Origin of the sequence: Bacillus sp. GB_SG_008, from assembly GCF_052038115.1 — a bacterium.
GTDB lineage: Bacteria > Bacillota > Bacilli > Bacillales > Bacillaceae_G > Bacillus_A > Bacillus_A rhizoplanae.
On sequence record NZ_JBPZSK010000010.1, the window covers coordinates 22,962 to 36,783 of the forward strand.

Below are 13,822 nucleotides of genomic sequence, written 5' to 3' on the forward strand. Positions count from 1 at the left end.
GTTTAAGGCTATACATTTGAAAGAAAAAAATAAGCTACATGCTAACAATGGATAAATTATTTTATATTCACAGGAGTGGTAAGTATTGAAAAAAATTCAATGGAGGATTTTGTTGTTTATTGTTTTAGCTCTTGTACTAGCAACGGGAACTTCCTATTTAGCATTAAATCATAAGGTTAAAAAAGAGGATGAAACTAGTGCTAAAAAAATGGCAGTTGCCGTAGTAAACGAAGATCAAGGAACGACGTTTGAAGGGCAGAAAATAAATTTTGGAGATCAGTTTATAAAAAACATTAGTAAAAATGATAAACAACAATGGTATGTGGTAAGTCGCGGAATAGCGGAAAATGGTTTGAAGAATAATAATTATAACATGATGATTGTTATTCCGAATGATTTTTCTCAGAAAGCGGTTGCTATTAATTCGGATTCGCCAGAAAAAGTAACGATAAGTTACAAAATTAACGCTACTGGTAATAAAGATTTGAAGGCAGAGGCAGAAAATACTGCGGCTTCTATTTTAGAAGAGTTTAATAAACATATAGTAGATGTTTATTTTGCCAGTATTGTTGGGAATTTACAAGGTGCACAAGATAATATACAGGCAATCATCAACAAAGAACAAGCTCAATTTAATGTATATAAGACAGATGTACAAAGCCCTTTAGCAAACTATACACAACAATTTAAAACAGTACAAGATTATACAGGAGTTTCAATAGATACATTTAAAGGGTTTCAAGGTGTCTTGAATGGGTTTGAACAAAATATTGATGGAACCGCACAATCTAATTTGGCTTTCCAAAATAGTTTTGGTAATTTCCAAAAGACACAAGGGGAAAATAGTTTAGTTGCAAATAATTTCTCTAACCAACTGAATCAATTCAATAGCGATTTAAGTACAGAGGATGTATTAAAAAGGCTAGATACTTTGGAGTTAACTAACAAAGCGATAGCTGATCAATTCACTCTTGCAGATCAAAAAGCTAATGCTAATATTTTATCAGATTCAGCTGCTATTCAAAATTACTTAACAGACGTTAATAGTAAAATTCGCAGTTACGATGCAGATTTAACAGAAAAATTAAAGTCGGATATTGAAGCTGAGACTCGTGAGAAATTAAAGAAAGCCATTTCGGGTGAGGATCAAAAAGCAGTATATCTAAATACACTTATGCAGCAACCGAACGATGCAATTAAGAAGAAAATTGAACAGCTAATCAATCACTTACCGATTGTGAGTAAGGAAGAGATAGATCAGCTTCCGTTACCAGATGAAACAAAACAAGAGTTAATAAATGTGATTCTAGTTACTGGAAAATACAATACAGAGAATCAATTTTATCCTGAAGATACAGGACAAATCCCTTTAGGAAATACAATAAAAACCATTAAAGAGGATCTTGCAACAAAGGGAATCATCTTTAATGATGTCAAAAAAGTGCCGAAGATGGATGCTACTCAAACGTTCACTTTAAATCTTCCTAGTGAGTTTGGTCTTCAGTCATTAGTAATTGATGGCAAAGATTATACAGAAGAATTTTTAAATAAAGGTACAGTTACTTTACCAGCGCGAAAAGAAGGGGATTTAGAGGTTCGTGTACATGTTAAATTGCTAGATCTAAATGCCAATATAGATGTGTTTACTCCAGTAAATTGGCAGTGGAATTTAGATCATAAGTCTGAGAAGAAAACACCTCCTGAATCAGGAAAGCCTTCCAATCCTAATGGAAAAGAAGATGCCGGAAACACTGGTAATACATCGATAAGTACAGCTTCACAAAAGGTAACGAAAACAGTACAAACAACGGATACAAACCCAGGTGATCCAAATAAGGGCAATGGAACAACGCCAAGTGATCCAAATAAGGGCGATGGAACAACCCCAGGCGATCCCAATAAGGGTGATGGAACAACCCCAAGTGATCCAAATAAGGGCGATGGAACAACCCCAGGTGATCCAAATAAGGGTGATGGAACAACGCCAAGTGATCCGAATAAGGGTGATGGAACAACCCCGGGTGATCCAAATAAGGGCGATGGAACAACCCCAGGTGATCCTAACAAAGATAAACCTAAGGTAGAAACAATTGAACGCACGAATGATCGAATCTCACATCAAAAGGCAGAGAATTTATTCCCAGATTCAACAAATGTATTAATTAGCGATTCTGTTAAATCAGTACAAGCTTATCAGCAATTGTTAAGTTTGTATGAATTGTATTATGGCTTTGATATGAAGTCAGATTTAGAAACAAAGTTAGCAGAGGGAACATTAAGTGATCAAGCTGCACCAGATTCTCTTTATTACATTTTCAATAAGCAAGATATAGTAGATGTAATGGCAAACTTTATTGCAACTGAGATTACTGGTGAAATAACGGCAGAAACAAATGATTTAAAACAAAAAGTCGATACGTATATGGAATTAGTAGGTAATGCTGATCAAAATTCAGAACACTTGGCAGAAGTATTAAAACAAACAACAGAACAAGCTCAAGTTATGAATGCGACTTTAGGAGAATACTTAAAAAATGTAGAAGCATGGCGTGAAAATAGCTTGAAATTAATAGATGACCAAAAAGTAGTGGCGACTAATCGTGATGGTGAACAAACAGCCGTGTTAGCATTAAATTCCGAGTATAATTCATTGTTAACGCAAAGCCAATCTTTAAGTGATGCGTCTAAAGGAAATCTATTAGCGGCAGATAACGTGTATAAAACGTTTGATGAAATTAATAATCAGGCAAAAGAAATTCAAGATAGTGGTGTAACGATTGTATCGAAAGCGAATACATTACTAGATGATTATAGTGAAAAAGTAGCAGATGACAAGGATTTCTCCAAAAACTTTGCGAAAGTACTATCAAATAGCCGTGTTGGAGAGCGTCAAAATGAAGACTTATATCAATTTTTAGCAAGCCCAGTTCAGAAGCAAAATGATGGTACGATTACAGCTGGAGATGCGTTTACACCGTACTTAATGGTATTGGTATGCTTTATTGTTGCTTTATTTACTTCTTATGCAATCGCACATCAAGAGAAAAGACGTAGTCAAAAAGATGATTTTGAAGAAGAATTCTCTACGATGCTTTCAAATGTACCAATTACTGCAATTACTTTAGGAATTGCAATTGCAGAAGGGATAACGATTGGTATTATTTCAGGGCATTTACTAGAATTTGATCAGACACGTAATTTAATGTGGATTGGTTCTATTACAATGATTATGGCTGCTTTAGTTCTTATTTCCACATACTTATTACGTCAAGTAAAAATGATTGGGATGTTTGTATTATTAACGTTCTTTAGTATGTATTTGTTCTTAACGAATGCAGTAGGAATGAATGTAGATAAGATGTCGTACTTTGGAAAAATACGTGAATTCTCACCACTTCAGTATCTTGAAACATTTTTAAATAACTTTATAAGTGGTAAAAATAGTGAGCCTGCTATTTTTGGATGTATTATTGGCTTAGCTATTTTTGGATTTATTATCAATCTCTTTGTATGGCATAGAAGAAGAGGAGAGGGACAAGAGTTAGATGATCAAATCACGGAAAGTATTAGTTAATTTATCATTGTTTCTTTTCCTTGGCTCATTTGCCGCGTTACCGATGAGGTGCGCGGCAGAGAGCTACCTCAATGATAATGGGAAAATGGAGTTTAAAGTAGATCGAATAGAACAAACAGATCAAGAAAAAATGAATAAAGGGGAACAAGAAACGGAATTAGATAAGACACAAATAGAATTATTTAATCCAGAAGTAGAGAAAGAAATTGCAGAAAAACAAAAGAAAGAAAAGAAACAGATGCAAGAATTAAGGGAATCCTTATTTCTCAATACAAAAACAAATGATGATATTAAAGATACAAAAGAAAGTTTATTCCAGAAAAACTACGCGGTGCAAATGAATTCGAGTGAAACAAATAATAATCAAAGCACAACGGGAACACCAATTAGTACAACGATGACGGTACTACTCATCGGTGGGATTCTACTCATTTGTAGTGGTATTTATGCCATTATTCGAAAAACTGGGGTATAAGGAGAAATATGAATGGCTGTTCAAACACATATTAATGTCACCGTAGATTTTAGTAAATGGAATGGGAAAACATATGATTTACGCATTCCTAATCATCAATCTATTAAATATTTGTTGAAGAATTTAATAGAAACTTTAAAAGTTCAAAATCATGATGGATCACATTATGTCATAAAAGTTGTTAATAAGTCGCTATTACTAACAGACAATGATCGGTTAATAGATTATGAAGTAACTGATGGAGATATTTTACAAGTACTATGACTACTTGGATAAATAGTTCAATGTGTAGAAATTTATGTATACGATCAAAAGGAGAAGAACATGGTGGAGAAAACGATTCAGATTGATTCGATGAATTATCGATTTGAAATAGGCGAAGGGACTTGGAAATTAGAACTTGCCCAGTCACAAACTCGAGTAAAAGATTTTTGTCAATTTGATTTATTAATGGAGAAGTCAGCAATCTTTGTTCCGGTAGCAGTAGAAGAAACAGAAGATACCTTTGTCTTTTCATACGAAATTAGTAAGAAATTAAAGAAGTGGGACGATATAAAAGATTTAGAGAGAAATGAAAAATTACGATTGCTTCGAAATGTCGCTCGTTTTAAAGAGTATTTACATAGAAGAATAACGTTCTTTTTACACCCAGAAAATCTAGTATTTGATACTAATTATTTACCTTTTATTGTTCATCGTGGAATTCGAGAGATTGTCCCGCCAGCCCCAATTACAGAAGAAAAATTCTTATTACAATATAAATGTTTAATTATTGCATTGTTTTCTAAAAAATATAGCTATGATGAATTGTATAGTGGCGTCTTGAAAAATGTAAAAGACACAACATTTGAGCAAAATGTTGTTAGTATGAACAGTTTAGACGAATTAATCCAATTTATTGAAGATAGCTTTGAAAAAGAACAAAGAAAAACAGAAAAGAATATGCAAATTGTCCCTAAGAAAAACTTTAAAAGGTTCAAATATATGGCATACTCTTTTGCGGCAGCTACGGTTATTTTAGTAGCACCATTAGCGTATTACGCGTTTATGAAAGTACCTTATCAAAATACATTGTTAGAAGCAAATAAAAACTTTTTAGCGACTGATTATGATCAAGTCATTAGTAATTTACAAGATGAAGATGCTGAAGGACTACCTTTAGCTTCTAAATATGAGCTGGCATATTCTTATGTTAAGGGTGAGAAATTAGGGGAACAGCAAAAATCATCTATTATGAAGAACATCAGTTTAAAAAGTGATGAAAACTATTTGCTGTATTGGATTTATAACGGTAAAGGAGATTTTAATAAATCTCTAGATATAGCAAAGCAGATTGATGATCCACAATTAATCATGTATGGCTTAATCAAACAAATAGAAGCTGTGAAAAATAATCCAAAATTGTCGGGAAAAGATCGAGATGAGAAGTTAAAAACATATCAGCAACAGTTAGATGAGTATAAAAAGAAATATAGTGATACATCTGATGAAAAAGATTTATCTAATACGAACAAATAAACAAACTAAGAACGTTAAAAGAATGAAACTTCTTTTACTTCATGTATCCTGCTCTAATGGATAGTAAAACTCTCACCTCAAAACGTAAAGAAAAGAAGCTAGGTGGGAGTTTTACTATCTTTAAGAGAAACAGTACACATATTTTTTTACTATAGAAGCTAACAAAGGAGTAGTGGAGAAGGATGAAGCAACAACTTCTAGCAGTGAGCTATGGCGATAAATTGTATAAATGTCGCCTAAATCCATCTGAACGTCCCGTTGTGACAATTGGGAATGAGTGGTCAAATACAATTACGAATCTTGATTTAGAAGAATCGCTTACGATGAATTGGGACCTTGAGAATGGTGTATGGAAAATAGAAGATAGAATTATCCATGTTAACAAGGGGAATAAAATTGAACTGAAAAATCATAAATCTCTCCATATGTGGATTACATATGTTGAAGAGGTTGCTGTATATGATATAGCGACGAAGTATTCTATCACGCTTAGCGAACGTGAAGGTGATGATATTACCATTAATGAAACAAGCGCAGACCTCGTATTCATTCGTGACTCATTAGATGAATCATTCAAAGTTAACGTACACGGAGGACGTGTATTTCATAATCATCAAAAATTAGAAGGTAGTGCTATTTTAGAAAGTGGAGATCAATTATTTTTTGATGGTGTAACAATTCAAATTGGACATGAAGATATTCAATTTGGAGCAGCCAAAGACAAAGTACAATCAATATTACCTCGTTTACTTGAAGCAGATAGCTATTTTCGTGATGAATATCCAGACTACCATCGTTCACCACGCATTATTTATCGTGAGCCAGTTGACAAAATGACAATTGCAAAGCCACCAAGTGAACCATCAAAACCAACAGAACATTTAGTGCGAATGATCGCTCCGTCTCTTGTTATGATCGTGGTCACTGTACTATTGGCAATCTTTATGTCAAATGGCTTATATATATTTGCCTCATTAGCGATGACTGTAGCGACAGTAATTATATCGGTCACATCGTATATTAAAAGTGTAAAGCAATACAAAATTGATATTGTAGAGCGTGACACAAGTTATAGAGAGTATTTAAAACAAAAGACAAAAGATTTATATGAAGAAACTGAAAAGCAACGTCATGCACTTCACTATCATTATCCGGATGTTGCAGAAATTCGCAACATGACTATGCAGGTAAACCCACGCATATATGAAAAAACGATGCTTCATCATGATTTCTTAACATATCGTGTTGGAACAGGGCAGGAAAATACTAGTTTTGAAATTCAATTTAATGAAGAAGAATTTAGTCAAAAGAAAGATGAATTAATTGAGGCAGCACGTGAACTAAGACAACAATATCTCGCACTACAAGATGTTCCAGTCGTGACAGATTTAATGAACGGGCCAGTCGGATATATTGGACAACGCTCTTTAGTGTTAGAACAACTGCAACTATTAGTTATGCAAACTGCACTATTTCATAGTTACTATGATTTGCAGTTTATTACATTGTTCCCTGAAGAGGAAAAGAATAAATGGGATTGGATGCGTTGGCTGCCGCATGCAAGTGTACGCGATATTAACGTACGTGGTTTTGTGTACCATGAACGCAGCCGTGACCAAGTACTAAATAGTCTGTATCAAATATTAAAAGACCGCAAAATGAAAATAGAAGAAAAAGGTTCTTCTAATGAAAAATTATATTTTGCACCGCACTATGTTGTACTCATTACAGATGAAAAACTAATCTTAGACCATATTGTAATGGAATTCTTTAATGAAGATCCAACGGAATTAGGAGTATCGCTTGTCTTCGTACAGGATGTCATGCAAAGTCTACCAGAACATGTAAAGACAGTCATCGATATAAGAGATTCGAAGAAAGGGAATATCATCTTAGAAAAAGGTGAACTTGTTAACCATCAATTCGCGCTCGATCATTTTCCGAAAGACTTTAACTTAGAAGATGTATCCCGTGCATTAGCACCGCTGAATCACCTACAAAACTTGAAAAATAGTATTCCAGAAAGTGTAACTTTCTTAGAAATGTATGGTGTTGAGAAAATTCAAGAATTAAACATTACAGCAAGGTGGGAAAAAAATGCAGCCCACAAATCATTAGCTGTACCACTTGGATTACGCGGTAAAGAAGATATTGTAAATCTAAACTTACATGAAAAAGCACATGGACCACACGGATTAGTCGCAGGTACGACAGGTTCTGGTAAGTCAGAGATTATTCAATCATACATTTTATCCCTTGCGGTTAATTTCCATCCGTATGAAGTAGCATTTTTACTCATTGACTATAAGGGCGGTGGAATGGCGAACTTATTCAAGGATTTACCGCACTTACTAGGAACTATTACGAACTTAGACGGTGCACAAAGTATGCGTGCTTTAGCATCGATTAAAGCGGAATTACAAAAGCGCCAGCGCTTATTTGGGGAACATGATGTAAATCATATTAACCAATATCAAAAACTATACAAACAAGGCAAAGCGAAAGAACCAATGCCGCACTTGTTCTTAATTAGTGATGAATTCGCAGAGTTAAAGGCAGAGCAGCCTGACTTTATGAAAGAGCTAGTATCAACAGCACGTATCGGTCGTTCTCTAGGAATTCACTTAATCCTAGCAACGCAAAAACCAAGCGGGGTTGTCGATGACCAAATTTGGAGTAACTCGAAATTTAAATTAGCGCTAAAAGTACAAAACACATCCGACAGTAACGAAATCTTAAAAACACCAGATGCCGCAGAAATCACGCTGCCAGGACGAGCTTACTTACAAGTCGGAAATAATGAAATCTATGAATTGTTCCAATCTGCATGGAGCGGCGCTGATTACATAGAGAACAGAGACGATCAAGAGCATTTAGACGCAACGATTTATGCAATTAATGATTTAGGACAGTATGAGATTTTGAGTGAGGATTTGAGTGGTTTTGGGAAACAAGAGAGCATCGCAAAAGTACCAACCGAATTGGATGCAGTCATTGATTACATTCATGAGTACACAGAAGAAGAACAAATAGCACCGCTGAAGCGTCCATGGTTACCGCCTTTAGAAGAACGTATTTACTTGCCGCAACTGCAACTTGTTGATTTCCAACAAGCGTGGCAAGAACCGAAAAGCGATTTAGAACCGATGATTGGTATTGTTGATATTCCAGAGATGCAAGCGCAAGAGCCATTACAACTGAATTTAACAAAAGAAGGACATATCGTAGTCTTTGCAAGTCCAGGATACGGGAAATCAAGTTTCTTACAATCTGTTGTAATGGATTTAGTGCGGAAGCATAGTCCAGAACATTTGCATGTCTATTTATTAGACTTTGGTACAAATGGTTTATTATCACTAAAAGGCTTACCACATGTTGCGGATACCCTTATGGTAGATGATTTGGAGAAAATAAATAAATTTATTAGACGTTTATCCCAAGAGCTTAAAGTTCGAAAACAACTACTAAGCAAATATGGTGTCGCAAATATGGCAATGTATGAGAAAGCAAGCGGTAAATCTCTTCCGAATATTTTAATTACTTTAGATAACTATGACACGGTACGCGATGGACAATTTGGTGATGAATTTGAAAGAATGATTACACAAATTGCACGTGAGGGCGCGAGTATTGGAATTCATTTATTAATGAGTGCAGGCCGTCAAAACGCAATACTGATGTCACTTTTAGCTAATATTAAAATGCAAATTGCACTCTATAACATTGAGCAAAACGAAGCGCGAAATATTGTTGGACGTACAGATTTAACAATTGAAGAATTACCAGGGCGAGGACTTGTGAAACTTGAAAATCCAGCAGTTTTCCAAACAGCGCTACCAACGATAGGAGAAGATGCTTTGGCTATTGTTGAAGCTATTCAAGAAGAAGCGAAAGCTATGAATCATGCATGGAAAGGTGAAAGACCGTTGCCAATTCCAATGGTGCCTGAAGTACTACATTATCACGAGTTCATTGCTTGGCCGCAAACGAAGCAACTTGTTGAAAACAAGCAAATACCGTTTGCAGTTGATATGGAAGAAGTACAACCTGTCGTATTTGATTTAGAAAAGCATCAAAATATTGTTGTTATAGGAGATCAATTAGAGATCATTGAAAATTCGATGGAAATGATTCTACAACTTCTAAAACGTAGTGACGCATACGATATCGTTTTATTTGATAATAGTACAATGAGATTCACTGGAAGCAAAGAGGTAGCTGCACAGTATGTTTCTAATGGAACAGAGATGGAAGAGGTAGCTGCTGCACTAAGAAATGTATGGAAAAGACGAGAAGAAGCATTTATTGAAATGCAGAAAGAAAGCAATGGTCAACTATCAATCCATGAATTTAAAAAACAGCTACGACCTATTGTTGTTGTAATAACGGATGTTCCATTTATTAATAGCACATTGAATACAACAGTAGAAGACAATTTAGGAGAACTCATCGAAAATGGGCATCGAATGGGTATTCACTGTATTATTTCTGGTACAAATGGTCTATTAGGAAAAGATTACGACAGGGTGAACCAAGCTGTGAAAAAACAGAAAACGGGTATTGTATTAACAAAAGTTGCAGACCAATGGCTGTTTGAAGTTTCTAACCGTCCTTACAAAGAAAAGAATTTACAACCTTATGAAGCCTACTTTATACAGCAAAACATGGCTGAAAAAATTAAATTAGCAGCTTACTTATCGCCAGTGGAGAATTTACGTTAAAAGGATGGGGATGGATTTGTTTGATTTCTTAAAAAATGAATATGAAAGAAAACGAGATTACTATAGGAATCTATACCAAGACTTACAAGAAAACATCACGGATTATTCAAATGGTATAGCTGAAATTAATAGTATGCTAAGTAGTTATAAAGGCAAGATGCCCCATTCATCAAGTGGGAGTATCCCATCCAATGAATTTGTGCCGAAACGTGAGCAACTGGATGAGAAGCTGACGAAGTATATTTCAGCCGCAAAAGAGAAACAGTCGAGTTTAATAGCAGCTAAACAAGCAGCTTACAATCGTTACATTTATTACAGGGACCAAGCAAATGCAAAGGCTAAAGAAGGGAAGTGATGAAGATGGGGAAAGTTGAGATTATTGATAGCGATTTACAGCAAGCAATTAGCTGCTCTAAAGCAATCCAGGAAGCATTAAACACATCCTATGAAAAAAGCAATGATTTGAAAAGCTTTGTAAAATCAGCTAAATGGAGCGGGAGCACACGCGGAGCGTTTGAAGCATACTTAGATTTAATTACGCAATACCATAGAGATATGAAGCATATTATGGACAAGCATACGACAGCGTTAGAAAACTTAAATACGTACGTGAGAAATTTCGAAGATACAGCAGATGTGAGGAAAGTGAGGAATTTATAGCTCATGATAGATTCACAAATGATCAAGGATACTTTCAGTACAGAAGAATTATATTTACTAGCAAGTGCTTTTGATGCCAATGTCATTTTTGGTCTAGATTCAAAAGAGTTACTAATCATGAAGGGTCTAGACGTAATGGAACAAGCAAAACAAAAATTAATAGATAAAGAAATATTAACAGTAGACGGGAAAATAACAGAAGGCGGAGCCACTGTTATTCAAACACTACAAACTTATTATAAAAGCCGCAAGTATGTACGACTAAATCAGTTTATGTTTGCTTTTTTAGAGGAGAAATCAGATGAGTTAATCATGTTAGTTGAAATCATACCTCATCAGCAATATCAATTACATGTTCTCTCTAAAGCAATTGTATTGAAAATGCTGACTGAGCATTTCCCTATGCTGCTAAGGGAACCACAAGAAGATGAATACAAAGAACTAACGCGTGAAGCATCTGATCAGGAAAGAAAAGAGATGGAACAACGCTCCTTATCAGGTCAGGGCATGATAAATATGGAACTGTTTCATCTGACGGAAAAACCAGCGTTACAGTCGAACCAACGCTACTATCAACAATGGCTTTTCTTTGAAGAAGAGAAAAAAGTAGCAGCTGTTAATTTAGTAAAAGAGCAATATTTGTTTGTAAGTCAGTTCTGGCTATTAAAGCTTGTATTTGATGAACTGGAATTTCCTTATACGAAGGAGGAAATCGTAAATGGCTAATGCTGTGTCTGATGGCCAAAGCATTCAGATGAATGTGGATGAAATGACTACGATTTATAAGTACTTACAAGAAATACTAAGTACATTTGAAAATGAGATTCAAGCATCCAGTCATAACATCCAGCAATTTAAATACTACAAAGATGGAAAAGCGAAACAGGTTGTAAGTGAGTATGAGAAAATTTTGAACAAAACAATGGAAATCAGAGATCATTACGCTCGCATAATGTCGCTAGTTGCCTATACTTTAAACTCCATGATGGAAACAGATGAAAAACTGGCACAAGAAATTATAGAAAAAATTGGGGTGTAAGCCATGGACGTGAAGTATATCCCACAGGACTGGGAGAAAACAGAAGAGGGAATTGGTAATCTAGTTGGCCTCGGTAAGTGGGGAAAAGGGGTTATTGACAAGCTGAAAAAACTGGATGATATAATGGAAGATGCAAAAGATTCCATAGGGGAATACGATGTTGACGGAGTCGTTCACCTTCAACATACGAGCCAAAAAAGTAAGTATCAGGATTTATATGAAGATTATGAAGTGCTCCATGATTTTAGCGAAAAAGTAGGAGAACTGATTGATACTGAAATTGATCAGCCATTTTATGAAGATATAGATGCCTTTGCACAAGCTATGCGAGATTTAACAATAGAAAAATATACAACTAGTAACACCATCGGTGCCAAAGAAACAATTGCGACGCCGATGGGGGGGTCCTATGTGCAAACGACAGAGCGCGTCAAAGACAAAATCACAGTGAATGATATCTTCTCTTCCAATAATGTGTTTGCAACTAACTTGAAGGCAGAGTTTGAGGCGTATATGAAAGAACATCCAAAAGAGAACGTATCGTATACTACCTATCAAAAAGCAGCATTAAATAGCCGAGCATTCACCTATGATTCAATTAAAGATCAGCAACAAAATAAAGAATTTTGGCGTGATATAGCGATACTAGGTACAACAATCGTACTAGCTGTTGCCACCCCGTTTTTTCCTCCAGCTGGTATTGCATTAGGTGCTCTTGTAACGAGTGTTGGGGCAATGGAACTTTCCAGCGCAGCAACGGGAAAAGACTGGATGACAGGAAGAAAACTCGATACATCCGAACGTTGGCTACGCGGTGTATTGGCGTTTGTTGATGTATTGCCTGCGGCAAAAGGATTACATGCCTTTGGAAATGTTACAACAGGTCTAAAAGCAGGTACTAGTACAACGACGATTAAAAACGCTTCAAAAGTAGGGCTAGAAGAAGGCGGATCTCGCTTGAAGCAGGCTGATAATCTTCTTACAGAACGGGCGCAAAATGCGAACAAATTATCAGGAGAGCAACTTGAAGACCTTTCGTTGAATATAGAGAAGAAAACACCTGTGGAAAATGCGCCAGCGTTTGAGAAGAAATCGGCGGAGTTTTTTGATGGGTTGAATTTGAAGTCGGGTGCGACAGAGGCAGTTGAAGTTGAATTTTTAAAAGAAAACATATATCAAATGAATTCATTTCAGGAGAGCGTAGACTCTATACTAAAAAATGAAGGAGTTACTTTGGATGAATTTCATTCAATGAGAATGAAATTAGCCTCTGAACTGACAGATGAACAAAGAAGAATTATGGTGAATGTAAGAGAAGCAGTTCCAACTCCGAACAGTGATACAATATTACAAAAAGTATTCGATGGCGGAAAGATTGAAAATTATTTAAAAGAAGATGAACCATGGAATACCGTAGGTGGATTTGTAACTAGAGCTCAAGATGTTAAACAATTAAGTACATTGAAAGATGTTTATGATGGATTAAGACTTGATTATAATGGAACTCCGTTTAAGGTAGGAATGGATAAGGACTATGGAATAATAAGATTTAAAACAGATGAAGTAGAAAAAATGGATATCCCATATGGACCATCTATGGAGGGGATAGGTGCAAAACCACCAACTAACGGATTTGACAACTCACCAGACCCGTTTACAGGACATGGATTTACTAAAGATATTAATGGTAATATTATTCCAGAATATACAATACCATATTTGAAGCCTAACCAAGGAGCAGAACTATTTAGAGTGGACAGTATTACTGGAGCTGAGGAGTTAATTGCTAAATTCATAAATGGTAGGTTTGTAAACATTAAGTAAACAGGGGGAGT

General features: G+C 35.5%; 10 protein-coding genes. All 10 read left to right on the plus strand.

The genetic code is table 11. The features are described from left to right. The first annotated feature begins 85 nt into the window (after positions 1-85). Positions 86-3,574, plus strand: coding sequence for a type VII secretion protein EsaA (gene esaA, locus ACTDJC_RS19805; protein ID WP_440604463.1), 3,489 nt, complete (start codon positions 86-88; stop codon positions 3,572-3,574). After that, positions 3,546-4,049, plus strand: coding sequence for a type VII secretion protein EssA (gene essA, locus ACTDJC_RS19810; protein ID WP_098306456.1), 504 nt, complete (start codon positions 3,546-3,548; stop codon positions 4,047-4,049). Before esaA ends, essA begins: the two co-directional genes overlap by 29 nt. Before the next feature lie 12 nt (positions 4,050-4,061). Further along, positions 4,062-4,313, plus strand: coding sequence for an EsaB/YukD family protein (locus ACTDJC_RS19815; protein WP_098306458.1), 252 nt, complete (start codon positions 4,062-4,064; stop codon positions 4,311-4,313). Positions 4,314-4,373: 60 nt separating this feature from the next. Further along, entirely contained in the window at positions 4,374-5,567 is a 1,194-nt protein-coding gene (gene essB / locus ACTDJC_RS19820) for a type VII secretion protein EssB (RefSeq protein WP_440604464.1), read from the plus strand. Between the two features lie 182 nt (positions 5,568-5,749). Beyond that, on the plus strand, positions 5,750-10,288 hold the full coding sequence (essC, locus tag ACTDJC_RS19825; protein WP_440604465.1) for a type VII secretion protein EssC: 4,539 nt from the start codon (positions 5,750-5,752) through the stop codon (positions 10,286-10,288). Positions 10,289-10,298: 10 nt separating this feature from the next. Beyond that, on the plus strand, positions 10,299-10,643 hold the full coding sequence (locus ACTDJC_RS19830; RefSeq protein WP_440604466.1) for a chorismate synthase: 345 nt from the start codon (positions 10,299-10,301) through the stop codon (positions 10,641-10,643). Between the two features lie 5 nt (positions 10,644-10,648). Continuing rightward, positions 10,649-10,948, plus strand: a complete 300-nt coding sequence (locus ACTDJC_RS19835) for a WXG100 family type VII secretion target (RefSeq protein WP_098306810.1) — start codon at positions 10,649-10,651, stop codon at positions 10,946-10,948. A 3-nt stretch (positions 10,949-10,951) separates the two neighbouring features. Continuing rightward, on the plus strand, positions 10,952-11,674 hold the full coding sequence (locus tag ACTDJC_RS19840; RefSeq protein ID WP_098306466.1) for a DUF5081 family protein: 723 nt from the start codon (positions 10,952-10,954) through the stop codon (positions 11,672-11,674). After that, a complete protein-coding gene (locus ACTDJC_RS19845; protein WP_253630722.1) occupies positions 11,667-11,987 on the plus strand; it encodes a hypothetical protein in 321 nt (106 codons plus the stop codon). The genes ACTDJC_RS19840 and ACTDJC_RS19845 overlap by 8 nt, the downstream gene beginning before the upstream one ends. A 3-nt stretch (positions 11,988-11,990) precedes the next feature. Beyond that, positions 11,991-13,811 (plus strand): pre-toxin TG domain-containing protein, encoded by a 1,821-nt coding sequence (locus ACTDJC_RS19850; RefSeq protein WP_440604467.1) that lies wholly within the window; start codon positions 11,991-11,993, stop codon positions 13,809-13,811. The last annotated feature ends 11 nt before the right edge of the window (positions 13,812-13,822 follow it).

Coding starts and splice junctions, on each gene's coding strand:
- essA (WP_098306456.1), top strand. CDS start 3,546: ATGATCAAATCACGGAAAGTATTAGTTAATTTATCATTGTTTCTTTTC.
- ACTDJC_RS19815 (WP_098306458.1), top strand. CDS start 4,062: ATGGCTGTTCAAACACATATTAATGTCACCGTAGATTTTAGTAAATGG.
- essB (WP_440604464.1), top strand. CDS start 4,374: ATGGTGGAGAAAACGATTCAGATTGATTCGATGAATTATCGATTTGAA.
- essC (WP_440604465.1), top strand. CDS start 5,750: ATGAAGCAACAACTTCTAGCAGTGAGCTATGGCGATAAATTGTATAAA.
- ACTDJC_RS19830 (WP_440604466.1), top strand. CDS start 10,299: ATGGATTTGTTTGATTTCTTAAAAAATGAATATGAAAGAAAACGAGAT.
- ACTDJC_RS19835 (WP_098306810.1), top strand. CDS start 10,649: ATGGGGAAAGTTGAGATTATTGATAGCGATTTACAGCAAGCAATTAGC.
- ACTDJC_RS19840 (WP_098306466.1), top strand. CDS start 10,952: ATGATAGATTCACAAATGATCAAGGATACTTTCAGTACAGAAGAATTA.
- ACTDJC_RS19845 (WP_253630722.1), top strand. CDS start 11,667: ATGGCTAATGCTGTGTCTGATGGCCAAAGCATTCAGATGAATGTGGAT.
- ACTDJC_RS19850 (WP_440604467.1), top strand. CDS start 11,991: ATGGACGTGAAGTATATCCCACAGGACTGGGAGAAAACAGAAGAGGGA.